Below are 25577 nucleotides of genomic sequence, written 5' to 3'. Positions count from 1 at the left end.
TTATCATTCAATAAAACACTTTAAAATATGCTAAAAAATAGTCTTGCATTCTCTTGTTGAGACCGCTATAGTAATTTACATTATTATATTTTTAAGAACTCTTAAGTGAGTGGTTGGGTCGAGGGATTAATACTTGGAGGTATTCAAAAATGGTTTCACGTCGGATGATGATTATTGGTGGCGTAATAGTAGTTGCGATTGCAGGAATTGGTGTTGCATCAATGAACGGTGAAAAAGCAGCTAATAATGATAAATTTACAGCAGCCATGGTGTCAGATACGAATGGTGTTAACGATAAAGGTTTTAACCAAAGTGCATGGAATGGTTTACAAAAATGGGGTAAAGCAAATAACTTAACCCAGGGTAAGTCAGGTTATAACTATTTTCAACCTAAAACAGTTGCTGATTATAATACGCAATTAACACAAGCAGCGACAGCTAATTATGATTTGGTTGCAGCTATTGGTAATACGTTTAAAGATTCTGTCGAAACTGTTTCACAAAAGCAACCAAAAACAAAATTTGTTTTGGTTGATGAGCAAGCAAATAAGAAATATAAAAATGTTGCTTCAGTTAAGTTTCATTCTGAACAATCTTCATATTTAGTTGGTGTTGCTGCAGCTAAGAAAGCACAAGAAGTTGGTGACAAAACAGTTGGCTTTATTGGTGGTATGCGTAATTCAGTCATTGAATCGTTTTTAGCTGGTTACCAAGCCGGCGTGAAATCAGTTGATCCAAGTATTAAAGTAGATGCAACTTTTGCTGGCACTTTTTCAGATCCTGCTAAAGGACAAACGATAACAAAAGCTAAAATAGCAGAAGGTGAACATATTATTTTCCAAGCTGCTGGTGGCGTTGGTAATGGCGTTTTCCAAGCAGCAAAAGACCAAAGTTCTACGTTACCTGCAGGCTCAAAGGGTAAAGTTTGGGTAATTGGTGTTGATCTTGACCAAACTAATATGGGTGATTATAAGACCAAAGATGGTAAACAAGATAACTTGACGCTAACATCATCATTAACGGGGATTGGTCGTGGTTTGCAATTAATTACCAAGCAAGCACAAAATGATAAATTCCCTGGTGGTAAGACTGTTTATTATGGTCTAAAAGAAGGTGGTGTAGGTGTTGTGACAAAGAATTTGAACAGTGATGAAAAGAACGCTGTGAACAATGCTAAACAACAAATCATTGATGGTGACATCAAGGTTTCAGCAGTGCCAAACAAGTAAAAAATAAATTTAGTCGAAGTCATACGAGTACTTTTCGTAAGATTTCGGCTTTTTAATATGAAATAAAATTCATTTTTTAAGTTATTATCGAGTAAAAAATTTCGAAAAATGATTAATAGTTCAGTATAATGACTTATAAGATAAGTACGTTGCGTGATGTTGCACATAAGGAATATTAAAAATGAATTCAAAAAGAAATACAATGAGTGTTAGAAAAATTCGACAATTGCTTGGGGATGACAGTGAATATGATTGGATTGCCAATCAATTAACTCAAATTGCACAAATGTATCAAGTGTATGAATCAGCCCAGCATGAAATTTTAACGAAGTTAGAAAATTTAGATGCAGAATTTGAAGTTAACTATAATCATAATCCAATTCACCATATTGACGGTCGTATGAAAGATCCACAAAGTTTGGTGGGTAAAATTAAAAAGAAAAATTTGGCTCCCAACGTGGATGCTGTTAAAAATAATATTTTTGACATTGCTGGTTTGCGGGTTATTACAAATTATATTGATGACATTTATACAGTTGAAAAACTATTATCTCAACAAGATGATATAGAAGTTATTAAACGTAAAGACTATATTGAAAACCCTAAGGACAGTGGATACCGTAGCCTTCATTTGGTGGTTAAAGTACCAGTTTTTAAGGCGCGTGAAGTTGAATCAATCCCAGTAGAAATTCAAATCAGGACGATTGGTATGGATATGTGGGCAAGCTTGGAACACGAACTGCGTTACAAAACAGATGTTGACCGAGCAGAAGAATTTGCGGATAATTTAGTACATAATGCTAATGCATTATTTGCTATTGAACAAAATTTCCAAGATATTCATCATGAATTATAATCAAAAGAAAGAGCTATTGTAGAACGAAATATGGAAAATAAACAAAAAAATCAAGCACATGATCGTAAAAACAATCATGTTTCACGTGGAACAAATAAACAGAACAGTGCACCAGTAAAAGTTGAAGTTGGTGATCAGCTATTAATTACAATTAAGCGTTTAGGGATTAACGGTGAAGGAATTGGCTACTATAAACGTAAGATCACATTTATTCCAGGAGCGTTACCAGGGGAAGTTGTAGAAGTTGAAGTCACTAACTTTACGAATAAATTTATTGAAGCAAAAGTGCTTAAATTCAAAAAACAGTCTAAGCAACGTGTAACACCGGTTGATAATCAAGAGGTCGGTGGAGTTGAATTAGCACATCTATCATATGAAGGCCAACTGAAATTTAAACAAGACGTCATTCGTCAAGCTTTGGAAAAATATCGGCCTGCTGGTTATGCACATTATAAATTATTACCAACAATTGGTATGGATGATCCAACTGGTTACCGTAACAAAGCGCAGTTCCCTGTACGTGAGGTGAATGGTAAATTAGCGGTGGGAATGTACAAACGTCAGTCTCACAAGTTAATTGACTTGCCAGTTATGACAACACAACACCCAGCTACGTTAAAAGTTGTTCGTACAGTTCGTGATATTTTAGCTGATATGCAATTATCAATTTATGATGAGCGTCGTAATCGCGGTTCGATTAAAACATTAATTGCACGTGTTTCAGAATCAACAGGAGATGTGCAATTAACGATTGTGACCAATGGTCGTTCATTACCTGATTCAGATGAATTGATCGCACGAATTCATGCTGAACTGCCTGAAGTTGTTTCAATTCATCAAAATATTAATCGTGGTGATTCTTCATTAATATGGGGAGATGACACACGTCAAATTTGGGGTGAAGACTATATTACAGAAGACATAAATGGTAAAACTTTTAAATTATCACCACGAGCCTTCCTACAATTAAATCCACGCCAAACGCAACGCTTGTACCAAGAAACAATTAAAGCATTGGATCTAACAAAAGCGGATAAGCTAATTGATGCCTACTCAGGTGTTGGAACAATTGGTATCTCATTGGCTGATCATGCAGGTGAAGTGCGCGGAATGGATACGATACCTGAATCAATTGATGATGCAACTGAAAATGTTATTGATAATGCAGTTGATAATGCAACTTACTACGTTGGTGCTGCCGAAGAATTAATACCACAGTGGGCTGATGAAGGTTGGATTGCAGATGCGTTGGTTGTTGACCCACCACGTACAGGGTTGGACGGTGCATTACGCCAAACAATATTAGCGACGAAGCCGGATAAATTTGTTTATGTTTCATGTAATGCTTCAACGCTGGCACGTGATTTAGTTGATTTGGCAAAGGTTTATCGTGTCGATTATATCCAATCAATTGATATGTTCCCACAGACAGCTCGTTGGGAAGGTATCGTCAAATTTACTAAGAAATAAATGTTGACGGTGATGCTATTATATTAGTATGTTGGTTATCGAACATAAAGATAAGATGAGAGAAACGACAATGCTAACATAGTGTAGTATTGTCGTTTTTTACATTAATTTATCAGGCTATAATAAAGGAGAAGATTATGAAACAACGTAAGGGATTATCAACACGCTCAGTTGTTGCAACTGGTATTGGAGCCGCTGTATTTTTAATTTTATTTAAATTCGTTGCTATTCCAACTGGCATTCCTAATACCCAAATCAACGTTGCCGAAGCTTGGCTGTCGTTACTTGCTGCTATTTTTGGCCCAATTGTTGGTGGACTGGTTGCTTTTATCGGTCATGCTTTGAATGATGCGATTTCTTATGGTTCTGTTTGGTGGACATGGGTCATTGCTGATGCACTATTTGGTGTTGTTTTAGGGTTGGCTGTAAAGAAAATGAACCTAATTAATGGTGATTTAACTACTAAAAAATTGGTTGGGTTTAACGTTTGGCAATTGGTTGCCAATTTGATTGCTTGGAGTGTCATTGCACCTTTAGGGGATGTATTGATTTATAGTGAACCTGCTAGCAAAGTGTTCTTACAAGGTTTTGTATCAACCGGTATTAATTTCGTATCAGTTGGTATTTTAGGAAGCTTATTGCTCGTTGCTTACAATAAAACACAGGTTAAGCAAGGCTCATTAAAAGAAAAAGATTAAGCGATTTTGAGTAGGGTAAACCTACTCATACATATAAAAATATAGTAGAGGTAGTTGGCTAATGACATTAGCAATTAAAATGAGCGATGTAACATTTAAATATGACTCACAATCAGAGCCAACTTTACATCACATTAATTTAAATATTGAACAAGGGGAGCGCGTGTTGTTATCTGGACCATCAGGTTCTGGTAAGACCACTTTAGGACAATTGCTTAATGGGTTAATTCCTCACGCCTATCAGGGAGAAATAACTGGTGACATTACCATTAATGGGCACAACATTAAAGATATGTCTATTTTTGAGCGCTCTTTTGATATTGGTACAGTCTCACAAGATACGGACACCCAATTCGTTGGATTAACGGTTGCTGAAGATGTTGCTTTTGCTTTGGAAAATGATAATGTGACACACAATGAGTTATTTTCTAAGGTACAACAATGGGCAAAAATCATGGAACTAGAGGAATTGTTACGCGTAGCACCGCAAGCATTATCTGGTGGACAGAAACAACGTGTCGCAATGGCAGGCGTTTTGATTGATGATAGTCCTATCTTATTATTTGATGAACCATTGGCGAGTTTAGATCCAGCAAGTGGGCATCGTATGTTAGCTTTGTTAGATGAATTACAAGAAAAATATCATTTGACGGTTATTATGATTGAGCATCGTTTAGAGGATGTCTTACAGCATCGTTTAGATCGTGTTGTTGTGTTAGATAGGGGTGTAGTCACCTTTGATGGGACACCTGATGAAATTTTAAAAACGCAAGCATTAGCGCAGTATGGATTAGCAATGCCGGGCTATCTGCAACTATTAAAATTAGCAGGTGTTTCATTTGATGGGCTCGTTAATATTACTAATCCGGCACAAATAACGGGACCAGATGTATACGACAAGTTACAGATATTAGAGAATAGCATAAGTCGGCAGAATCAAACGGGAAGTCCAACAGCAGAGTCAATTTTAACCATACAACAACTGACATTTAAATACGGTAAACAATCATTATTTGAAAATATTGATGTTACTTTATATGAGGGTGAATTAGTGGCTCTTGTTGGTAAAAATGGTTCAGGAAAATCTACACTAAGTAAATTAATTGCCGGATTTATAAAACCGACGGCAGGTACGATGACATTAGCAGGTGTTGGTGATTTATCAGGTTTACCAATTAAAGCACGAGCCGATTATATCGGCTATGTTTCACAGAATCCAAATGAAATGATTACACAGTCAATTATTTATGATGAGGTTGCGAGCGGTCTGCGTTTGCGTGGTATGTCTGAAGAAGAGCTTAAGCCACGTGTCTACGAGTTGCTTAAATTAGCAGGCTTGTATGGTATGCGTGAGTGGCCGATAACAGTATTAAGTTATGGTCAAAAAAAGCGTCTAACAATTATTGCAGTTTTGGCATTGGCTCCGAAAATATTAATTTTGGATGAACCAACAGCTGGGCAAGATTATGCGAATGCACAGGCTATTATGAGTTTTGTAAAGCACTTGAATAAACAATTTAATACGACAGTAATGGTAATCACACATGATATGTCTTTAATGTTATCGACGACTGATCGTGCATTAGTATTAGTAGATGGCCAACTGTTAGCTGATCTAACACCGGCAAGTTTATTAAATGATCCGCATTTAGTTGAACAGGCTGATTTATCAATAACAACGGTTTATGAGCTAGCACAGCAATATGGGTTGAGTAATCCAGCTGCGCTAACAGCATTAATTGGGAAAGGATAGGTTATGAATAATATATTTGGTTATCAGCCAGGAAAGTCTATTATTCATCAATTAAGTGGTGGTACTAAACTGCTGATATTTTTATTGCTTACGATTAGCGGTATGTTAAGTTTTGATGTTCGTTACTTAATTTTGTTGATGATAATTGCTGTTGTTGGGTTGCAGGTTGCAGGAATTCGTTGGAGAAACGTGTCAACTATTGTTAAATTTGTGGCTGTATTTGCGGCTATGAATTTATTGTTGATTTATCTATTTGCGCCACAGTACGGTGTGAAATTATTTCATACTCAGACTATTTTATTTGGGTCAGGTCGGTATGCATTAACATTAGAGCAATTATTCTATGAGTTCATCGTATTGGCAAAATACTTCTTCAGCTTACCATTAGCATTGATATTTTTACTAACAACTAATCCAAGTGAATTTGCAGCTGGATTGAATAAAATTGGTCTATCTTATCGTATTTCATATGCGGTTGCTTTGACATTGCGCTATATTCCAAGTGTGCAGCAAGAATTTGTAATGATTAGTCATGCGCAACAAGCTCGGGGCTTTGATATGTCATCTAATGTACCGCTAAGGCAACGTATTAAAGGTGTTTTTGGTATCCTGATGCCACTTGTTTTTTCATCACTATCAAAAATTGATGAGGTTAGTCGTTCGATGGATCTACGACGTTTTGGTAAAGAAAAAAAGCGTAGTTGGTATTATGAGCAAAAGTTTAAAAAACAAGATTGGTGGTTTTTATTAGGTATTGTCATACTTGTCATGATTGAAATACTATTAATCAAAGTAACAGGTAGTCGTTTTTGGTACCCATTTTCATAATTGCTAATATTAAATGTGAAATAAATGAGATTATTTTAATTTAATGATTGACTTTTCATAATACGCGTTTTACCATAATATGAGTAAACACGGTGAATGGGTAAGTAGTTTGTGATGAATACGCAAAGCGAGTTGTAGATAGTGTAAGGCAATCGATTCAGCAAATGAATTTTGGCCCGGGAGTGATTGGAATTATGAGTAGTTAATATAAGTGATTTCCGGTGTGCGCGATATAGCATGTAAGTAATTCATGACTTAGTGAGCAGTTTACAGTGATGTAAATTGAAACACGGGTGGTAACGCGATTTCAATCGTCCCGTCGTTCCATATTTTTATGGTGCGACGGGACTTTTTTATTTAGAGGAGCAATATGACAACGACAAATTTTGCGCCTTTGCAATTGCCAGATGGTGAAATTGCATTAGACGAGCAGACTAGAGCCACATATGGCGTAAATGATTATACACAAGAGATTACAACAAAGGTGATGCCGGATGCAGTGGTTTTTGCTACGACAATTGCAGATGTGCAAGCAACGGTCAAATTTGCCGCGACACATCAAATTGCGGTTGTGCCACAAGGAGCCAAAACATCAATTGTTAACAGTGCTGCCGCTTTAACAGGCAGTTTAGTTTTAAATTTATCACACATGAATAAGATTTTAGCAATTGATCCAAAAGACCAAGTTGCGGTTGTTCAACCAGGTGTATTAAATGGTGATTTAGATACACAAGTCCGTCAGGTTGGCTATTTTTATGCACCTGATCCAGGTTCAAAACCAATTAGTTCAATTGGTGGAAATATTGCGACCAATGCAGGCGGTATGTCTTCACTAAAATATGGGACAACAAAGCAATCTGTGTTAGGACTAAAGGTTGTTTTAGCAAACGGTGAATTACTCACTTTGGGTGGTAAAACATTTAAGAATAATGCAGCATATGATTTAACCGATTTAATGATTGGCTCAGAAGGTACTTTAGGCATTATTGTTGAAGCAACCGTGCGTTTATTACCAATTGCTTTGGGACAACCAGTTACAGGATTGGCAACATTTCCAACAATTCATGAGTTAATGCAAGCAGTTCAAGCGGTCCAGGCTAGTGGCGTTAATCCATCAATGTTAGAAATTTTAAATCGAGTATCTATTGAAGCACTTGATGAGTATGAAGGTAGCCATTTGGGAAGTCATGGGGAACAAGCATTGTTGATTTTCCAAATTGATGTGGCTGCAGCTGATGCTTTAAGCACAGTTGAACAAGTGTTACATACTTATGGTGCAACAAAGATTGATCTTACCGAAGATCAGCAACGAACCAGTGAAATTATTAAAATTCGTCAAGATATTTTTGCAGCCGGCGCTCAGTACGGTCGGTTAATTGTTGAAGATGTAGCGGTACCCTTGGGGCAATTAGCAAAGGTTGCAGATAAAGCAGAAACATTAGCAAGTAAGTATGATCAACGATTATTATTGTTAGGTCATGCGGGGGATGGTAATTTGCACCCAGATATTATCTTGGAAGATAAAGAAGGTGCTTTGCCAGAAAAAACGCAACGATTTATTGATGAACTTCTGGCATTTGTTATTCAGGTTGGGGGAACAATAAGTGCTGAGCATGGTATTGGTAGTTTGAAAAATGCATGGGTGCCAAATCAATTAGACGCAAATGTTAGAATTCTACAAAAACAAATTAAACAAGTATTCGATCCATTGGGCATTTTAAATCCAGGACGTAAAATATAAGAAATATAGGGGCTAAAATATGGGCGTGAATAAACGAGTAGCAGCAATTGAACCAAATGCCATCCGTGCATTTGATGATCAAACTAGTGGTGTAGCAGATATTTTAAAATTAACACTTGGGGAACCTGATTTTGCTGTTCCACAACATGTTAAGCAAGCGGCAATTGATAGTATTATAAGTGATGATTCACACTATGCACCATCTAAAGGAAGCATCGCATTACGAAAGGCAATTCGACATTTTATGATGGATCGGTATGATTTATCATATGACGTTGATTCTGAAATTGTTGTGACTTTAGGCGCAACTGAAGGGATTTATGACACATTGACGGCTTTTGTTAATGATGGTGATAAAGTATTATTACCGGCGCCTAATTTTTCGATGTATGATCCAACTATCGCTTTGGCAGGTGGTGAAGTAGTCTATGTTGATACGTCTAAATCTGATTTTTTGTTGACGCCGACACAACTACAAGCAGCCATTGATGAATATGGCGATAAATTGACAACGGTTTTGTTGAACTATCCAGCTAATCCAACTGGGGTAACATACACAGCAGAACAATTAGCTGCACTAGCAGAAGTTTTGCAAGACACAGATATTACAGTTATTGCTGATGAAATCTATGCTGAATTGACCTATGATGCACCACATTATTCAATTGCGAAATATTTACCAGCACAAACGGTTATCTTAAATGGTGTTTCAAAATCACATGCGATGACTGGTTATCGTATCGGGTTTATTGTTGGACCAAAGGAATTAATAGCACCAGTTGCAACGTTACACCAATTTACAGTGACGTCTGCTTCAAATCCTGCAATGGCTGCAGCGGCAGAAGCCTTGGGATCGGCACAAGGAAAGCTGGACTCTAAGGGGATGCGTGAAGCATATCGTGAGCGACGTGACTACTTGGTGCCGGCACTACGACAATTAGGTTTCGAAATACCGCAACCAACAGGCGCCTTTTACGTTTTTGCTAAGCTACCAGCTAATGTTAATCAAGATGATTATGAATTTGGCCTGGATTTGGCTAAACGTGGAAAAGTTGCCGTTATTCCTGGTTCAATTTTCAACATTGGTGGTGAAGGATACATTCGTATTAGCTATGCTTCATCTATGGCTGTTTTGCATGAAGCCGTAAAACGCATTGGCACATTTTTGGAGAATTATTAGTAACGGAGGGGTAGTAATATGGCACGTAAAGTGGGGATTATTGGATTAGGACACGTTGGTGCAGCGATTGCACATAGTCTATCAGCGCAAGGAGCAGTAGATGAATTTGTCTTTATTGATATTAATGAGGCGAAGGTAACCGCAGAAGCACTAGATTTTGAAGATGCAAAAGCTAATTTAGAATATAATGTCAATTATGTTGTTAATGATTGGGATGCTTTAGCTGATGCCGATGTCGTGATTTCTTCAGTGGGTAAAATTTCCTTACAAGGAACGGTAACAAATAAAGATCGTTTTGTTGAGTTGCAGTACACAAAACACCAAATTAAAGGCGTATCTGAAAAACTAGTGGCATCAGGCTTTAAGGGTGTTTTAGTAGTGATTACGAATCCAGTGGACGTTATCACGACCATGTATCAACATTTTACTGGTTCCCCAACAACACGTGTTATTGGGACAGGAACCCTGTTGGATACTGCTAGATTACATCGTGCTGTTGGACAAGTGTTGCAAGTACATCCAAAATCAGTTCATGGATATAATGTGGGTGAACATGGTAACTCACAATTTACGGCTTGGTCGACTGTCACGGTTAAGGAACAGCCAATTACAGCATATAATCTACCACTCTCAGAATTAGATGAAGCCGTTCGCTCTGGCGGATTTACGGTGTATGATGGTAAAAAATTTACCAGTTATGGTATCGCCAGCGCAGCTAGCAGATTAACAAAAGCTATTTTAACTGATAGTCATGAAGAATTACCTGTTTCTAATTATCGTGCAGAATATGGGGTATATGTTTCATATCCGATGATCGTTGGTCGGGCAGGTATCGTTGATGAAGTGAAATTAAGCTTATCAGATGAGGAACAAACAAAATTAGCAGCATCCGCAAAATTAATTCATGATCGATATGAGGCGGTTATTGCAGAATTAGATAATGAATAATTTGTATAAATATACATTTTAATAAAAGAGTTAAATGATTATTCAAAAAAGAGGCGTCAATCAATCGATTGACGCCTCTTTGTCTAAGGATTAAATAATTTAAAAATCAGCTTGTGAGGCATCTTGATGTGTCCCAGCAACACCTTCTAATTGATCAAGTGCTGACATTTCTTCATCTGTTAAGGTAAAGTCAAAGACATCAGCATTTTGTGCAATGCGATCGGCATGAGTAGATTTTGGTAGTGGTAGGAAGCCATGTTGTAATGACCAACGTACCAATACTTGCGCAACTGACTTATTATATTTTGTAGCAATATCATTAATTTGAGGTACTGCTAGCAAAGATCCTGTTCCCAAAGGTGAATAAGCTTCTGTTAAAATATTATGCTCATTGTTGAAGGCCACAATATCCTTTTCTAGGTCAGAAGGGTTAACAAATAGTTGGTTAACCATTGGTGCAATTGTTGCCGTCTTTAATAAAGCTTCAACGTGTTCAATTTGGAAGTTAGAAACACCAATGGCCCGAATTTTACCATCAGTGTAGGCATCTTCCATGTAGCGCCAAGCTTCGGCATTGGCTTTGTCCCAATTACGACGATTGATTAATGGATTTGGCCAGTGAATGAGGTACAAATCTAAGTAGTCTAATCCAAGTAGTTGCAATGACTTATCCAAAGCAATCTTTGCAGCTTCAAAACTGTGGCTGTCGTTCCACAATTTTGAGGTAACGAACAAGTCTTCACGTGGAATACCTGAATCTTTAATGGCACGACCAACTGAAGCCTCATTACCATAAGCAGCGGCAGTGTCAATGTGGCGATAACCAGCCTTTAATGCATCAAGCACACTTTGATAGGCAACATCCCCATCTGGCGTTTGCCAAGTACCAAATCCAACAACTGGGATTTTAACCCCATTAGTTAAGGTAAATGTATCGGTTAATGATGAAATGGTCATATACTTACACCTCTTATTAAATATATTTCAGTTAAATTTAGCTGATAATTCACTGTCCAGTATAACAAAAAATAACGATAAACTAAATTATATAGTTTATCTACTTGATATAGTTGGGTATAATATTAAAGATAATAACGTGAGAAAGGAAAGTAAAATGTCAAAAGTTACAAAGGAAGCAATTTTTGAAGCAACGCAGGCTGTGTTGATGGAAAAAGGTTACGAAAAGGCACGTCTTGCTGATGTTGCGCGCAAATTGACAATTACGCCAGCTGCGTTGTACAAACATTTTGCCAACCGTGATGCTTTATTTCAAGAAATGGATGAGGATTGGTTGTTGCACGTCGATGCACCAATCATAGAAGCTAGTGAGCGAGCTACAAAAGAGAATCGGGTGCAGGCATTGCATGACTGGTTGTGGTTGCTTTCAACGCGTCGTCAAGCCAGTTTTGCTGAAGCACCAGAAATGTTAGCTTTTTATAAATTTGAGCTGGGAAAGCACGATAGTTTAATCGAGCCTAGACTTAAAGAATTTGCCAAAGCTGTTGAAAAAATAATGGCGTGGGACACGTTCCGTCAACAACGTGGTCAAACGGTTATGCAGACATTTACCTATTTTTATCATCCTTTTTTTGCAGGGCGTTGGGATGACAATTTATTTAAAACAATTTTTGAAACGACGTGGCAAGAAATGCTACCGGTTATACAACAAAATTTAATGAAGCCGTCTGAAGAATAATAAAAAGCCAACTGGTAATTTAACTAGTTGGCTTTTTATTTATTCAGTTTCATTTTGATTGAATTTAAAAGCATTTAAGAAACGGTTGATACGTTCAGTCGGATTATTGAAAAATTCATCTGGTGTACCATCAAAATTGATTTTACCATCTTCCAAGAATAACATCCGATCAGCAGCATGACGCGCAAAATCCATATTATGGGTAACGATAATCATGGATTGGTTTTCGTGAGCTAAGTCGTTTAATACACGTAAAACTTGCGCCTCTAGTTCTGGATCCAAAGCAGAAGTGGGTTCGTCTAACAACAGATAATCAGGTGCCATGGCTAGTGCACGTGCAATCGCAACACGTTGCGTTTGACCGCCAGATAATTGATAAGGATAACGGTCAGCAGTGTTGTCTAAGTCAACTGCAGCCAGAAGTTCGTGTGCATGTTTAGTTGCCTGAGCTTTGGATTGCTTAAGGACATGAACGGGGGCCTCAATCATATTTCCCATGATTGTTAAATGGTCGAACATACGTGGTTGTTGAAAAACCATCCCTGTTTTACGGCGCACCCACAATAAAGTTTCAGTTGTTAGCGGCTGGCTTAAATCAATTGTGCGGTCATCAATCGTATATTTCCCACTATCGGGGCGCTCTAATAGGTTTAATGAACGTAACAAAGTTGATTTACCAGATCCTGATGGACCAACAATAACAGTTGTTTCATGCGGATTGAAGGTGACGTTGATATCTTGTAGCGCATGATGTTCAGTATAACGTTTATCAATATGTTCTAATTTAAGCATGTTTTTTACCTTTGTTCTTTCACAAAACGGTCAGCCCAACGTTGGATATAGCGTTGTGGGAATGACAGGATGGTAACAAATAGTGCGTAGATAACAGCAACTAATAGATACATTTGTAATGGTTCAAAATTAACAGCAGCTAGTTGTTGTGATAAGTAGAACATCTCAACAATTGTTACAACTGAAGCTAGTGACGTATCCTTCACTAATGCAACAAACGAGTTGGCTAATGTTGGAATAGAAATACGTGTTGCTTGTGGCAAAATGATGCGCAAAAATATTTGGCGATCAGTCATACCTAAAGCAGCAGCAGCTTCACGTTGTGTATCAGGGATGGATGAAATTGACGCACGAATAGCTTCGGACGCATAAGCACCTGTATTTAATGATAGAACCATCACGGCAGCTGACCAACCTGAAGGCGACAACCAACTAATACCTAATTTTGGTAAACCGTAGAAAACAACAAATAATTGCACAAGCATAGGGGTTGAACGGAAAATCCAAACATAAAATCCAAGAATAAATTTTAAAATGTGCCAACCAAGCTTACCAAATCCGGTAGCATGAGGGACATAAGATCGTAAAATAGCGACTGCAGCAGCAATCACAACGGCAATCACAAAAGAAATTAATGCTAATGGAATCGTATATTTAATACCAGCAACAATTAATTGTGGTGCATAAGTTGCAATAAATTGAAACATGAGTCATCCTTTCAAAAAATGAACACAAAAAAAGTGTTAAACAATCCTGATGAAATCAGGTGCCTAACACGTTTTTTACGATTATTAAAATGGTGTACACCAAGATAACCTACCGCAAAAACCGCGTTAGGCTCGCACAAGCAATATAGTTATTTGATGAAGCATGTAACATAATGATACTCCTTAAACGACAAATAAATAAACTAATAACTTACTTTATTCTAGGGGTCTAACTAATTAAATGCAAGTAAAATTTAATTAGTTGGCTAAATGTTGACAAAATGTTAGTAAACAGAGTATTATTTGCCTCAGTAACTAAGAGAGGTAATGTTTATGAATTTTAGGATGCGATGTTAAATTAACCGGTGAAATGACGTTAAATGAAAATAATTTAAACACCAGTTGAGGAAAAATAAAATGAATAAATATACAAAAATTGCAGCTGCTGCAGCTGTTACATTGACTGTAGCCAGTGTTGGCACATACGCAGCACTACCAAATGTTTCTGCTAAAGCAACACCAGCGTACCAAAAGAATTTGCATAAAAAAGGCACGTTAACGATTGGGCTGGAAGGAACATATTCACCCTATTCATATCGTGATAAGTCAGGTAAACTAACTGGCTTTGAGGTTGATTTGTCAAAGGCAGTTGCTAAAAAGTTAAATTTAAAGCCTGAATTCAGCCAAACAAAATTTGATTCATTAGTTGCTGGTTTGGGCGCAAACAAATATGATGTTGTTTATAATAACATGGGTAAGAATAAAGAACGTGAAAAGCACTATACGTTTGCAAGCCCATACCTATATACAAAAACAGTCATGATTACAAAACCTGATTCAGATATTAAATCAGCATCTGATTTAAAGGGTAAGCGATCAGCACAATCAGCTTCATCTAACTTTGGTCAAGCAGCTAAAAAAGCCGGAACAAAGATTGTTTCAGTTCCGGGGTTTGCAGAAGCTATCGATTTGATCAATTCTGGTAAAGCAGACGTAACGCTAAACTCACAAGATTCATGGGGAGTTTACAAAAAAGCACATCCTGAAACAAAATTGACGGCTAAGACGACTAAACTATTGGGTAATACATCTGCCTCACCAATGGTAAACAAGAAAGATAAAGCGTTAGCTAAAAAAATAACGAAGGCACAACAAGAATTGAAAAAAGATGGTACAATGTCGAAACTATCAGAGAAATATTTTGGATCTGATTTGACGAAAAAACCATAGAATAACGGTATAATATTAGTCTCAGGGGAATTTACCTTTGAGACTATTTTTAATTACCGAATTTGATGTTAATAGAGGTGTTTATTATGTTAATTGCTAAAAAAATTATTGTACGTGGTCGTGTACAGGGAGTTGGGTTTCGTTATTTCACAACAACGTTGGCTAAAGATATGGGCGTTGTAGGTGCTGTATGGAATAAGGACGATGGGTCAGTTCATATTGAAGCGCAAGCTGAAGAAAGTGTGATGGCAGATTTTGTGGCTAAAGTGGGCGAATCCCCCTCACCGTATGGCCGAGTTGACTCGGTAACTACGCAAGACATTGCAGTGCATGAAGATCAAAACAGTTTTCGTGAATTATAAATTGTTATCGTAGCCAGTAAGCAATGTTACATTGCATGACTGGTTTTTTTAATGTAAGCTGAGTTGTTAAGAGTTTTTAGGAGGCTTTGAAAAAATGGCTATTAAAACATGGTTGAAATTTGTTGAAGTGCAATCGTTGGTCGCGAGCGTGTTACCGTTAGTGCTAGGTAATCTATATGCAGTCATTACATATCGAGAGTTTAATGTTGGGTATGCAATTTTATTTGCAATTGTTGTCTTTTCATTACAAATGGTGGCAAATGTTTGGAATAATATTCAAGATTTTAAGTTAGCAACAAGTGATGAATGGAAAAATGGTGTGAATAACATTGTTGGTAATGGTGGTATTTCACAGCGTCAATCATGGTTAACGCTAGGCGTTTTAATTTTGATTGCGGCTGTTGGTGGCCTATGGTTAGCGTTCCAAACAGGATGGCCTTTATTTATCATGGGTATCATTGGATTTATTGTTACTTACTGGTACGCTGGGACGCCATTACCATTATCACGCACGCCATTTGGTGAATTAGCATCTGGTTTAACGATGGGTTATTTAATTTTCTTGAGCGCGACATATATTAATATTGCACCAACTTTTAATAGTGAGTTGGTTATCCATGCGATTATTGCTTCAGCGATTGCATGGTTTGCAATTGGTGATATTATGTTAGCTAATAATATTGGTGATTATGAAGAAGATGTTGCTGAGGGCCGGCATACGTTGGTTTGGCATTTGGGAAAGCCGCGGGCCATTAAAGCATTCGGTTGGATCTATATTGCAGGTTATGTGATGCTGATTATTGCAGTCTTGTTTGGTATTTTGCCTTGGTTAGCTTTAGTAGCATTATTATCATTGCCAATTGTAATGAAAAACGTACATGCTTTTCAAGCAAATCCAATTAAACCTAATTTTCCATTCGCAATTAAAAATGCCGTGGTTATTTCAATCACGTTGGCGATTGGTCTAGTATTAGCTTTGCTTTTTAATTAATAAAATTTAATTTTTAGGACTTGTTTCAGAGTGTCAACCTACCAAGATGTAACTGGTGAGGTTGACACTTTTTTTACGGTATTAGTTTTTAAACCCTGTGGAAAACTTGTGCATAAGTTTGTGGATAAAATTAATTTAAACTTAATTTGATTGTTACTTTATTCACAATTAAAGATAGTCATTATTAGTGCCAGAAAAGCTTGCAGGTGCGATTATCTGGTATAATTAGAAAAAATGAAAGTGAGGGTGCGAAGTGTTAGCATACTTAAAACGTTCCAAATTACTTTTTTGGACGCTTGAAATATTGGCTATTGCGTTATTGATTTTAGTTGTGACACAACTACGATTTATTTTAGAACCCATTAGTCAATTTATAGGGGCTGTTTTTGTGCCATTAATCATTTCGGGTTTTTTATATTATTTATTGAATCCAATTGTGGTATTTTTACAAAAGATTCCGTTGGGTAAAGTCAAGCATGTGAGCCGCAGTTGGGCGATTACAATTGTTATGTTATTGTTGGTTGGTATTTTAATTGCATTGTTATTAATGCTATTACCAACATTGGTGGATCAAATTACTGGATTGATACGTAATATTCCAGGATTAATTGATACTATTCAACAACTAGTTAATGAAATTAGTAAAATTAATATTGCAAAAGAGTATGGCATTAAACTAGATTTTAATAAAATACAAGATGAAGTGCAAAAATTTGGTCAAACCGTGGTAGCGGGGATGGCAACTAGCTTAAGTTCAGTAATCGGTAAATTAACCAATGTGACGATTACGGCAATTACAGTACCTGTTATGACGATTTATATGTTAAATGATGGTCATAAACTATCACCGTTTATTCAAAGAGTTTTTCCTAGCAAACAACAAGACCGTATTTCAGATGTTTTAAGTCGTTTAAATCAAACGATTGCCCAATATATTAGTGGACAAGCAATTGAAATGTTATTTGTTGGTTTCTTTACAACGATTGGTTATTTCATGATTGGTCAAAATTACGCATTGTTGTTAGGCGTGTTTGCAGGTGTAACCAATATTATTCCTTATGTTGGACCATATATTGGTTTGATTCCAGCTTTGTTTGTAGCAATTACTTATTCACCGTTACAAGCTTTATGGGTAATTATAGTTGTCCTAATTGTGCAACAGGTAGATAGTAATTTGATTTATCCCAAAATCATGGGAGCTTCATTGAACATACATCCGTTAACAATTATTATCTTATTATTAGCAGCTGGAAATATTGCAGGAATTGCAGGGATGATTTTAGCAGTACCTTTCTATGCCATTATTCGAACAATTACAGTTTATGCCTGGGAACTTTGGCGATTACATCAAAATAATGATGTCGTATCACAAGAAGATGAATCTGAAATTGATACAACAGTTTAAGGCATCATAAAAAATAATGAAATTGGCGCTTGTGTGTGGTATATTCCATATACGCAAGGCCTTTTTTATTTGGTATCAATTTTAATGAGGTAAAAGATTATGGCAGATGATTTACATTTAGGACAGATAATCGCAACTAATAACTTATATAAAGACTTAATTGGTGGAAAATTTGGTATTGAATTGGAAGCGCACCGAGTGTCTAAGGCGGGGCGTCTAAGTAGAATTGATCATTCGGCTAAACTTGGGTCAAGACGGATGCATCCATATTTACAAACGGATTATAGTGAAACGCAAGCAGAGTTGGTGACGGAACCCGTAGATTCATTTGAAACAGCGCGTGACCGTCTATTACAGCTACAGTGGGTTTTACGTCATCACATGGCGGATGATGAATCGATTTGGCCTTTAAGCATGCCACCAGAATTGAAACAAGACGATTTACAATGGTTAGATGAAAAATTTGAACGTACCTGGATGCAAGACTATCGTAATTGGTTGATGCATAAATATGGTTCAACTCATGAAATAATGACCGGATTACATTTAAATTATTCGTTACCACAGGATTTATTACAGCATCTATTTCAAGCAAGTGATGCGGCTGATTTTAATGTGTTTAAAGATCAAGTTTACTTTCATTTGGGACAACAAATAGTTGCACATCAATGGTTGTTCAACTATTTGTTTGGCGCAACGCCATTTAATTTAAATGATACTGATTCAAGAACGCCACAGTTTAGCCAACCAGTTCGTTCGTTACGGACCAGTGAATATGGTTTTGTTAATGATCGTGGTGAAAAATTAGCGTATGTTGGTGACTATGAAAAATACAAGCGGCAAATTGAAAAGCTATTAGCTGAAGGAAAATTATTTTCGGAACATGAAATTTATGGTCCTGTTCGATTTAAGAAAATAGCAGCCGATAATCCAAGCGTGGATTATTTGGAAATTCGTTTGGTGGACACAAATCCGTTTGATATTGCTGGTATATCAGAAAATGAATTGAATTTGATTCATTTATTATTAATTTATTTCATCATTAATGATGAAAAGTTGAGTGATGAGGTATTGCAAGGACAAGACGAAACGGCTAATGAAGTGTCATTACAAAAACCCACTGATGCTTTAACTAATAAAGATGCAGTACTTGTGATTATGCAAGAAATTTCGCGATTAGCCGATCATTTTGGGATGCGTTTTAATGATGGCTTGTCATTAATAACGGATCGCGTGTTAACACCAAGTAAAACACCAGCAGCCAAGATGTTGGCTGCAGCACCAGATGCAGCGACGATGGAGGTTTGGGCAACGCAATTAGGTAATGATCGTGCACGCTACTTTAAAGAGAATGAGCAAGCGTTATTTGCTGATTATTTTGGCATTAATCCATTGAGTGGTGTTGTTAAAGATGCTCTGACTGTTGGTGTACGAGTCATTGAATATGATAGCAATCACATTGTGCTAAGTGTGGGTGATCATGTTGAACGGGTGACTGAACCGGTTAATATAAATGAGCTTTTTCCAGAATTAATTATTAACTAACTTTAAATAAGTGATAAAATAGCAAATATTAGGTTAATGAAATGTTAATCGCTGGAGGAAGTTAAATATGAGAAGAGAACATCCCTTTGATTTTGAAAAATGGTATTCGTTTTTAGCTGATGCTACAGGTAAAGAAGTAGCTTGGGTGACAGATGAACATATGACAATGCATCCGGTTTATGATGAACAAATGTTGGCATTAGTGCAAGCATTTGAATGGTCTGATTTTTATGATCAAAATTATGATCGTACCTTACATCAAAAAGGATTAAATCAACTACGTGAAGAAGAAGTAGATATGATTGCGCGGACTAGTCTTGATTTTAGAGAATTGCGTGCTGTTGCTTCAATTGTTATCCATGGTGAACGTCGTCTTGAAGGTATGTGGGCAGCGATGCTGGAAAAAGGTATTTTGTATCGTTTATTGCAACGGTTGCAGAGTCAAACGCCAACAGATTTTCCAGGACCAAATTATTAGATGAAAATCTATTCTAAAATAACCGTCGGCTTAATAAGTTAAGACGGTTATTTTTTTGGCATTTAATATTAATTTTGGATGAATGCTTTCATAATGTATCATTCATTTTTATACTAATAAAAAATAATGTAGCGACTTATTTTTAAATGATTATTGTATGGAAAAATTAAATGAAATTTTGAAAATTATAAAATTTCTTATATACTAGTTAATATGAAATTTTTAAAATATCGTAAACATGATGTCGTTATGAAAAAGGGAGTGTGAAGATGTCACAACAAAAAGGATCCCCACAGAAACTAGACAGAGGGTTAACTGGTCGCCATGTTGAGATGATTGCCTTAGGTGGAACAATTGGAACAGGTTTGTTCCTGGGGGCAGGTCGTTCAATTAGTGCAGCTGGGCCAGCCATTTTAATTGTTTACGCAATTGTCGGGATGTTTATGTTTTGGATGATGCGAGCGTTAGGTGAGCTGTTGCTAACAGATCCTAACCGCGCAACATTCGTTGGTTTTATTGAAAAATACGTCGGACCTAAAGCCGGGTTTATCATTGGATGGACTTATTGGATTGGGTGGATTACGATTGCCATGGCTGAATTAACAGCGGTGGGAACTTATATGTCTTTTTGGTTTCCAAATATTCCAATTTGGATATGGGAGTTGATTATTTTAGCCATGTTGTACGGTATTAATATTATTGCCGTAGCAGCCTTTGGTGAAACTGAATTTTGGTTCTCAATGATTAAGATTATTGCCATTGTTGCTATGATTGCAACGGGTGTGATTATGATGGTGATGCACACCAAAACATCATCAGGAGTTACTTCAATTAGTAATTTATGGCAGCATGGCTTTATTGCTGATGGTGGTAGTCACTTATTGGCAGCCTTTCAAATGGTATTCTTTGCTTTCTTAGGTATTGAATTTGTGGGGATGACGGCTGCTGAAGCGCAAGATCCTTATAAAAATATTCCAAAAGCAATTAACTCAATTATCGTTCGTATTTTAATTTTCTATATTGGTGCTTTAATTGCCATTATGAGTATTCAACCATGGACAAATTATCATGCTGGTGAATCACCCTTTGTTCAAGTGTTCGCAGGAATTGGTATTACAGGAGCTGCCGGTATTATTAACTTTGTTGTTTTAACAGCAGCAGCATCATCATTAAATAGTGCTATTTTCACAACAGGTCGTATGTTATTCTCGTTATCAAAAGGTAAGGGATATGCTGGTAAAATAAATAAGCGGTATATTCCAAATAATGCGATTAATATTTCAGTATTACTGGTTGCATTAGCTGTTGTGTTGAATTTCTTCTTCCCAGCCAATGCGTTCGATTTGGTGACGTCAATTGCATCAGCTGCGTTTGTTGTGATGTATGCAGTCTTGGTTTACGCACACGTTAAGTACCGTAAAACGGATGATTTCAAAAAAGGAAAGCAATTGTTTAAGATGCCTGGGGCACCGGTTACGGATTATCTAACAATTGCATTCTTGATTGGTATTTTTTTGATTTTACTCTTTACGAAGGATACAATGCCAACAACGGTATTAGCAATTGTGTGGTTTGTCATTATGATTGTAATAAGTTTACGAATAAAAACTAAAAAATAGTGTATTATGAAGGATAGTTAGATAGGCAACTATCCTTTTTTATTATTTCTAATAGGAGGCTTACTAAAATGGCAGAAAAATTTATTGAACGGCCTTATACACGGACGTTTGCACAAACAGATTATATTAAACAACAATGGCAAGATGTCGCTTATATGGCTGGTGATCGTCATGATTTAGATATTTATTTACCAAATGAAGGCCAAGGACCATTCCCTGTTATTGTGGATGTATTTGGTGGTGGATTAGTATTTGGTGACAAAAGTTCGCACAAGCTTGATCCAGCATTAAAGTTATTAGATCAAGGATATGCAGTTGTAAGTATCTCATACACGTGGATTCAAGATGCAGCATTTCCAACACAAATTTATGAAGTTAAAGCAGCAATTCGTTTCTTACGGGCACACGCAACAGAGTATCAACTTGATATGGATCATGTCGCATTAATGGGTGAATCATCAGGTGCACATTTAGCTTTATTAGCAGGGGTAACGGCAACGGCAGATGAAATGTCTAATCGTGAGTTTGGTGAAAATGCGGATGAATCTGAACAAGTAAATGCAATTATTGCGCTTTACGGACCGTATGAATTTGACAAGTTTGTGCCACAGTTTAAAGAAAGTGGCGTTGTACCAAATTATTCTGAAACTGGAACAGCAGAGTCATTTGAAGGGCAGATGTTTAATAAACAAGCACCAAAAGATGTACCAGATAAGGTTAAGGAATACAACCCAGCAACATATTTCAGCGCAACAATGCCACCAATATTAGCATTTGTTGGTACTGCTGATGTGATTGTGCCATACCAACAAACAGTGAATATGATAGCAGCAGCACGTAATTTTGTGAGTGATGATCGTGCTGAAATTCATGTTATTGACGGTAAAGGTCATGGACCGGGTGCTTATATGACACCAGAAAACACAGCAATTAAAGCTGCTTTTCTAAAAAAATGGTTATAAATTGAGGTTAAAGAATGCTAGGTGCTTTTGGAAAAACATTTTTTCGCGCAACACCGCAACAGTTATTTATGCAATTAATGATTGACGTGATATGGTACTTGATTTTTAAACCAAGTGATTCATTTTCGTTGTGGGTGTACATTATCATTTTGCCAGGCTTTGATTTAGTATCAGCCATTGGTAGTTTTTGGAATTATGTGAAGGATAATAAGCAAAAATCAAATAAATAATGTTTCACGTGAAACATTTAATTAAAAGACTACTTATACAGAAAGTAGTCTTTTTTGCGTTCAATAATAAAAACGTAACGTTTAATATTTTTTGGTTGTAAGTGAATAAATCAATTTAAGATTAATTGATGTATGTAAGAAGGGTTAGAGTTTTGACTAAATTTAAATATTAAGACAATTTTTAGTGGACTTTTTAATCTGAGATTTGTCTTTTTATATAACCAGTTATTGAATATCAATAATTAATGTAATAGGCAATGTCAATGATGGAGGAAAATTTGTGTTAGAGATAATAATATTAGAAGATGGGCAGCAACAACTAACTTGGATATCTAATTTTATTAAACGATATACCAAATTTGAGGAATTAGCGGTGACTATTAAAACTGCTACACCTGACATTGAACGAATAAAGAATGTCATTCAAACAAGCTCACATCAAAATTTTTTGTTTTTTTTATATGTTACGAATGACGAAGGAATTAGATTAGGAAAATATATCAGGAAAAAATTACCAGCGGCTAATCTAGTATTTATTGCTGCATGTGAAGAACCGTTATCATCAATATTGAAACATCGGCTAGCACCGTTAGATTATATTTTTGATTTAACAAACGATGATTTGGTTGAAGAAGCAATCCGTAAAGATATTAATATCGCTTTAAAACGAACCGTTGATCATATGTACAATAATCCAGAGAAATTCGTGTATAAATTACAGAATTGTTATTATGATGTGCCGATGTCTGAAATACTGTATATCGCCTCTAAACCAAATTATGTTAATCGCGTTATTTTATATACAAAAAACGCAGCGATTGAATTAAATGATTCCTTATCCAATATTGAAAAAAGACATCCAACGTTATTTCGCTCTCATAAAGGGTTTATTGTTAATTTATCAGCTGTTAATTATGTTGATGTCCAAGCTAATCGAATTTACTTTCGTAGTCATGAAGACTTATTTTGCCCAATATCGGTGCGAAAGAAGCAACGCTTTAAAGAAATTTGGCGACAAGAGAAATTATAAATTAGCAACGAATACTAGTGAGAAATTAACGTTAAATTCTTTTTTATCTGAATTTGTAAATTAAATTTATTATTAGGAGTGTGGAAGGAGGAAATGTAGTATATCGGTACAGTCATGGTATATGAAAAAGTAAAATGATATTTTCAAATAAATATAGTCGATTAATACCATTGCATTTGTTGCTCTTTATCGTTAGTTGTCGTGTTCCTGATTTAATTAAAACAGATCAATTTTTGTTGGAAGAAAGTTTTCGTACTTACGGGGCTTTGGCTATTGTTATTTATATGGAAGTTAGGACGTACCGGAAAATAAATAATAGTCTTGGGTAGATAGTGATTGAAACATTTTAAAATTGGGCAGTTAACATTTGTTTTTATGACTATGTATTGTTAGAAATTGTAATTGAAGTATTAAATAGTGGTAGAGAATTAGGAGATAAAAATGGAAAATCAATATCAAGTATTAACAATTGATGAAATGGCAACAATCGTTGGTGGTAAAGGTAAGAAGAAAAATTGGAGTAAGTGCTATGCAGGAACTATAGGAAGTGCAATGCTCGGTGCTACTGGAGGTCCAGTGACATATATTGGTGGGGCACTTGTTGGTTATGCAACATTTTGTCAATAAAATGATAGTAGTTTATACAAAGATTAATTAGAACTAGCGTTAAATACCATCGTTAGATTTTTAGCAAAAAGTTTAACGATGGTATTTGCTGTTAGTTAATTTCCAATTTATTTAAGGAGGATTAGATATGCATGAAGCAATTAAAATGTTGGATTCTTATGAAACAATGAATTCGCAAGAATTGATGGTAATTAGTGGTGGTTTAAATAAGGTTGCATATGATATTGGTCATAAGTTGGGAATCGTAGTTAATGTGTATTCGACGGTGTCAGGTATTCGACGAGGCGGAAATTTTAAACGACGTCATTAGTAAACAGGAGATGTGTTATGGATAAATTTGTATATGAGAATTATAAAGCAGTGAGTGAAGCCGAGTTAGTTAATATTTCTGGAGGAGCAAAACATCCTGTTAGGCAGTGGTTATGGCATAAAGCTGGGGATCCAGTTGTTAGTTTTGGAAAAGGGTTTTTAAAAGCATTTGGGTAATCCAACTCAGATATGTTATGAACATTTAAAATGTTGACTTTTATAAAATAAAAAATGAATTTAGTTAAAATTACTTCTAAAGTAGTACTTTCATATTTTTTCATCATTCCGTTTAGCTTTTATTGTGCAGTTACTGTACCGTACGTTGGATTACTGACATCTTTTTTAGGAGGTATAATTTCGTTACTATTGATGTTTGGTAGTCAACAGGTATTTTTATTATTGAAACCAATGAATAAACCTTTTTTATGGCAAATGGTTCGGTTATTAGTTTTAGCTTTTTTAATACGATTAGTATTAGTGTGGATAATGGTGATGTTTGATTTTCAAAATACAGACAATGTAATTGGTAATGGATATATCACTCAGTTAGTTCATGCGGATATAGTAACAAAATTAATTTTATTAGTTTTGTTACTAATAGAGATGACGGGGGAAGAATTGTTATTAGCTAGCGTCATATTACCAATGCTTTCTTATTTAAAAAAATGGAATTACTCATGGATATTTAGTGTTTTTATTGGGAGTTTGTTATTTTCTTTAATGCATTTATACGCCTATGATTTTAATATTTGTTTTTGTGTTATTGCAGGACTATCGCATATACCAATGATTCAAGCATGGAAAGTTACGAATTCTTTACGTGGTGGTATATATATACATATTTTTTATAATATGATTTCGATATTTCCAGCTTTACTACTTTAGTTTTTT

General features: G+C 36.0%; 27 protein-coding genes. 24 read left to right on the top strand and 3 right to left on the bottom strand.

The window, feature by feature from the left end; all coding sequences use genetic code 11:
• Positions 1–149 precede the first annotated feature (149 nt).
• The 9 genes from G7Y65_RS02175 to G7Y65_RS02135 all read left to right on the top strand — a co-directional run bounded on the left by G7Y65_RS02175 (position 150) and on the right by G7Y65_RS02135 (position 10703).
• Positions 150–1229 carry a BMP family lipoprotein gene (locus G7Y65_RS02175; protein ID WP_042492182.1) on the top strand — a complete coding sequence of 360 codons (1080 nt, stop codon included), beginning with the start codon at positions 150–152 and terminating at the stop codon, positions 1227–1229.
• A 181-nt stretch (positions 1230–1410) separates the two neighbouring features.
• Positions 1411–2085 carry a GTP pyrophosphokinase gene (locus G7Y65_RS02170; protein WP_141926952.1) on the top strand — a complete coding sequence of 225 codons (675 nt, stop codon included), beginning with the start codon at positions 1411–1413 and terminating at the stop codon, positions 2083–2085.
• Between the two features lie 30 nt (positions 2086–2115).
• The gene (gene rlmD / locus G7Y65_RS02165; protein ID WP_042492178.1) at positions 2116–3555 is read left to right on the top strand and encodes a 23S rRNA (uracil(1939)-C(5))-methyltransferase RlmD; all 1440 of its coding nucleotides are present in this window, start codon (positions 2116–2118) and stop codon (positions 3553–3555) included.
• Between the two features lie 137 nt (positions 3556–3692).
• Complete coding sequence (locus G7Y65_RS02160) at positions 3693–4253, top strand: ECF-type riboflavin transporter substrate-binding protein (protein ID WP_042492176.1); 561 nt, start codon at positions 3693–3695, stop codon at positions 4251–4253.
• Between the two features lie 61 nt (positions 4254–4314).
• The gene (locus G7Y65_RS02155; RefSeq protein ID WP_165314513.1) at positions 4315–6006 is read left to right on the top strand and encodes an ABC transporter ATP-binding protein; all 1692 of its coding nucleotides are present in this window, start codon (positions 4315–4317) and stop codon (positions 6004–6006) included.
• A 3-nt stretch (positions 6007–6009) separates the two neighbouring features.
• Positions 6010–6834 carry an energy-coupling factor transporter transmembrane component T family protein gene (locus G7Y65_RS02150; RefSeq protein ID WP_042492171.1) on the top strand — a complete coding sequence of 275 codons (825 nt, stop codon included), beginning with the start codon at positions 6010–6012 and terminating at the stop codon, positions 6832–6834.
• Positions 6835–7204: 370 nt separating this feature from the next.
• Positions 7205–8575 (top strand): FAD-binding oxidoreductase, encoded by a 1371-nt coding sequence (locus tag G7Y65_RS02145; RefSeq protein WP_165314512.1) that lies wholly within the window; start codon positions 7205–7207, stop codon positions 8573–8575.
• A gap of 19 nt (positions 8576–8594) precedes the next feature.
• Positions 8595–9755, top strand: coding sequence for an aminotransferase class I/II-fold pyridoxal phosphate-dependent enzyme (locus G7Y65_RS02140; RefSeq protein ID WP_042492169.1), 1161 nt, complete (start codon positions 8595–8597; stop codon positions 9753–9755).
• An 18-nt stretch (positions 9756–9773) separates the two neighbouring features.
• Positions 9774–10703 (top strand): L-lactate dehydrogenase, encoded by a 930-nt coding sequence (locus G7Y65_RS02135; RefSeq protein ID WP_165314511.1) that lies wholly within the window; start codon positions 9774–9776, stop codon positions 10701–10703.
• A 99-nt stretch (positions 10704–10802) separates the two neighbouring features.
• Here the strand turns inward: G7Y65_RS02135 and G7Y65_RS02130 are convergent, their stop codons facing one another.
• Positions 10803–11660: an aldo/keto reductase gene (locus tag G7Y65_RS02130; RefSeq protein ID WP_137600358.1), complete on the bottom strand. Its 858-nt coding sequence runs from the start codon at positions 11658–11660 to the stop codon at positions 10803–10805.
• A gap of 157 nt (positions 11661–11817) precedes the next feature.
• Between G7Y65_RS02130 and G7Y65_RS02125 the strand changes: the two genes are divergently transcribed.
• A complete protein-coding gene (locus G7Y65_RS02125; RefSeq protein WP_042492165.1) occupies positions 11818–12399 on the top strand; it encodes a TetR/AcrR family transcriptional regulator in 582 nt (193 codons plus the stop codon).
• A gap of 39 nt (positions 12400–12438) precedes the next feature.
• Here G7Y65_RS02125 and G7Y65_RS02120 read toward each other — a convergent pair whose 3' ends face one another.
• Both G7Y65_RS02120 and G7Y65_RS02115 read right to left on the bottom strand, forming a co-directional pair.
• A complete protein-coding gene (locus G7Y65_RS02120) occupies positions 12439–13191 on the bottom strand; it encodes an amino acid ABC transporter ATP-binding protein (RefSeq protein WP_042492164.1) in 753 nt (250 codons plus the stop codon).
• A gap of 5 nt (positions 13192–13196) precedes the next feature.
• A complete protein-coding gene (locus G7Y65_RS02115; RefSeq protein WP_042492163.1) occupies positions 13197–13898 on the bottom strand; it encodes an amino acid ABC transporter permease in 702 nt (233 codons plus the stop codon).
• Positions 13899–14315: 417 nt separating this feature from the next.
• On the opposite strand from G7Y65_RS02115, the gene G7Y65_RS02110 reads away from it, so the two are divergent.
• The 14 genes from G7Y65_RS02110 to G7Y65_RS02045 all read left to right on the top strand — a co-directional run bounded on the left by G7Y65_RS02110 (position 14316) and on the right by G7Y65_RS02045 (position 25571).
• Positions 14316–15128 carry a transporter substrate-binding domain-containing protein gene (locus G7Y65_RS02110; protein ID WP_042492160.1) on the top strand — a complete coding sequence of 271 codons (813 nt, stop codon included), beginning with the start codon at positions 14316–14318 and terminating at the stop codon, positions 15126–15128.
• An 86-nt stretch (positions 15129–15214) separates the two neighbouring features.
• On the top strand, positions 15215–15490 hold the full coding sequence (locus tag G7Y65_RS02105) for an acylphosphatase (protein ID WP_052348376.1): 276 nt from the start codon (positions 15215–15217) through the stop codon (positions 15488–15490).
• Positions 15491–15584: 94 nt separating this feature from the next.
• A complete protein-coding gene (locus G7Y65_RS02100; protein WP_042492158.1) occupies positions 15585–16481 on the top strand; it encodes a UbiA family prenyltransferase in 897 nt (298 codons plus the stop codon).
• Positions 16482–16734: 253 nt separating this feature from the next.
• Positions 16735–17886 carry an AI-2E family transporter gene (locus G7Y65_RS02095; RefSeq protein ID WP_137600359.1) on the top strand — a complete coding sequence of 384 codons (1152 nt, stop codon included), beginning with the start codon at positions 16735–16737 and terminating at the stop codon, positions 17884–17886.
• A 99-nt stretch (positions 17887–17985) separates the two neighbouring features.
• The gene (locus tag G7Y65_RS02090; RefSeq protein WP_165314510.1) at positions 17986–19431 is read left to right on the top strand and encodes a glutamate--cysteine ligase; all 1446 of its coding nucleotides are present in this window, start codon (positions 17986–17988) and stop codon (positions 19429–19431) included.
• Between the two features lie 67 nt (positions 19432–19498).
• Positions 19499–19909: a DUF6508 domain-containing protein gene (locus G7Y65_RS02085; RefSeq protein WP_042492153.1), complete on the top strand. Its 411-nt coding sequence runs from the start codon at positions 19499–19501 to the stop codon at positions 19907–19909.
• Positions 19910–20178: 269 nt separating this feature from the next.
• The gene (locus G7Y65_RS02080) at positions 20179–21528 is read left to right on the top strand and encodes an amino acid permease (protein ID WP_042492151.1); all 1350 of its coding nucleotides are present in this window, start codon (positions 20179–20181) and stop codon (positions 21526–21528) included.
• A gap of 68 nt (positions 21529–21596) precedes the next feature.
• Positions 21597–22490: an alpha/beta hydrolase gene (locus G7Y65_RS02075; protein ID WP_042492150.1), complete on the top strand. Its 894-nt coding sequence runs from the start codon at positions 21597–21599 to the stop codon at positions 22488–22490.
• A gap of 14 nt (positions 22491–22504) precedes the next feature.
• Entirely contained in the window at positions 22505–22720 is a 216-nt protein-coding gene (locus G7Y65_RS02070) for a hypothetical protein (protein WP_042492148.1), read from the top strand.
• A 280-nt stretch (positions 22721–23000) separates the two neighbouring features.
• Positions 23001–23750, top strand: coding sequence for a LytR/AlgR family response regulator transcription factor (locus tag G7Y65_RS02065; protein ID WP_042492147.1), 750 nt, complete (start codon positions 23001–23003; stop codon positions 23748–23750).
• 441 nt (positions 23751–24191) lie between these two features.
• Positions 24192–24377 carry a Blp family class II bacteriocin gene (locus G7Y65_RS02060; RefSeq protein ID WP_042492141.1) on the top strand — a complete coding sequence of 62 codons (186 nt, stop codon included), beginning with the start codon at positions 24192–24194 and terminating at the stop codon, positions 24375–24377.
• Between the two features lie 127 nt (positions 24378–24504).
• On the top strand, positions 24505–24687 hold the full coding sequence (locus G7Y65_RS02055; protein ID WP_137600360.1) for a hypothetical protein: 183 nt from the start codon (positions 24505–24507) through the stop codon (positions 24685–24687).
• Between the two features lie 17 nt (positions 24688–24704).
• On the top strand, positions 24705–24863 hold the full coding sequence (locus tag G7Y65_RS02050) for a hypothetical protein (protein ID WP_155982496.1): 159 nt from the start codon (positions 24705–24707) through the stop codon (positions 24861–24863).
• Positions 24864–24917: 54 nt separating this feature from the next.
• The gene (locus G7Y65_RS02045; RefSeq protein WP_165314509.1) at positions 24918–25571 is read left to right on the top strand and encodes a CPBP family glutamic-type intramembrane protease; all 654 of its coding nucleotides are present in this window, start codon (positions 24918–24920) and stop codon (positions 25569–25571) included.
• The last annotated feature ends 6 nt before the right edge of the window (positions 25572–25577 follow it).

Source organism: Weissella sagaensis, assembly GCF_010306265.1.
GTDB lineage: Bacteria > Bacillota > Bacilli > Lactobacillales > Lactobacillaceae > Weissella > Weissella sagaensis.
Note: the sequence above shows the minus strand (reverse complement) of the source record. Positions and strands in the feature narration are given on the sequence as shown.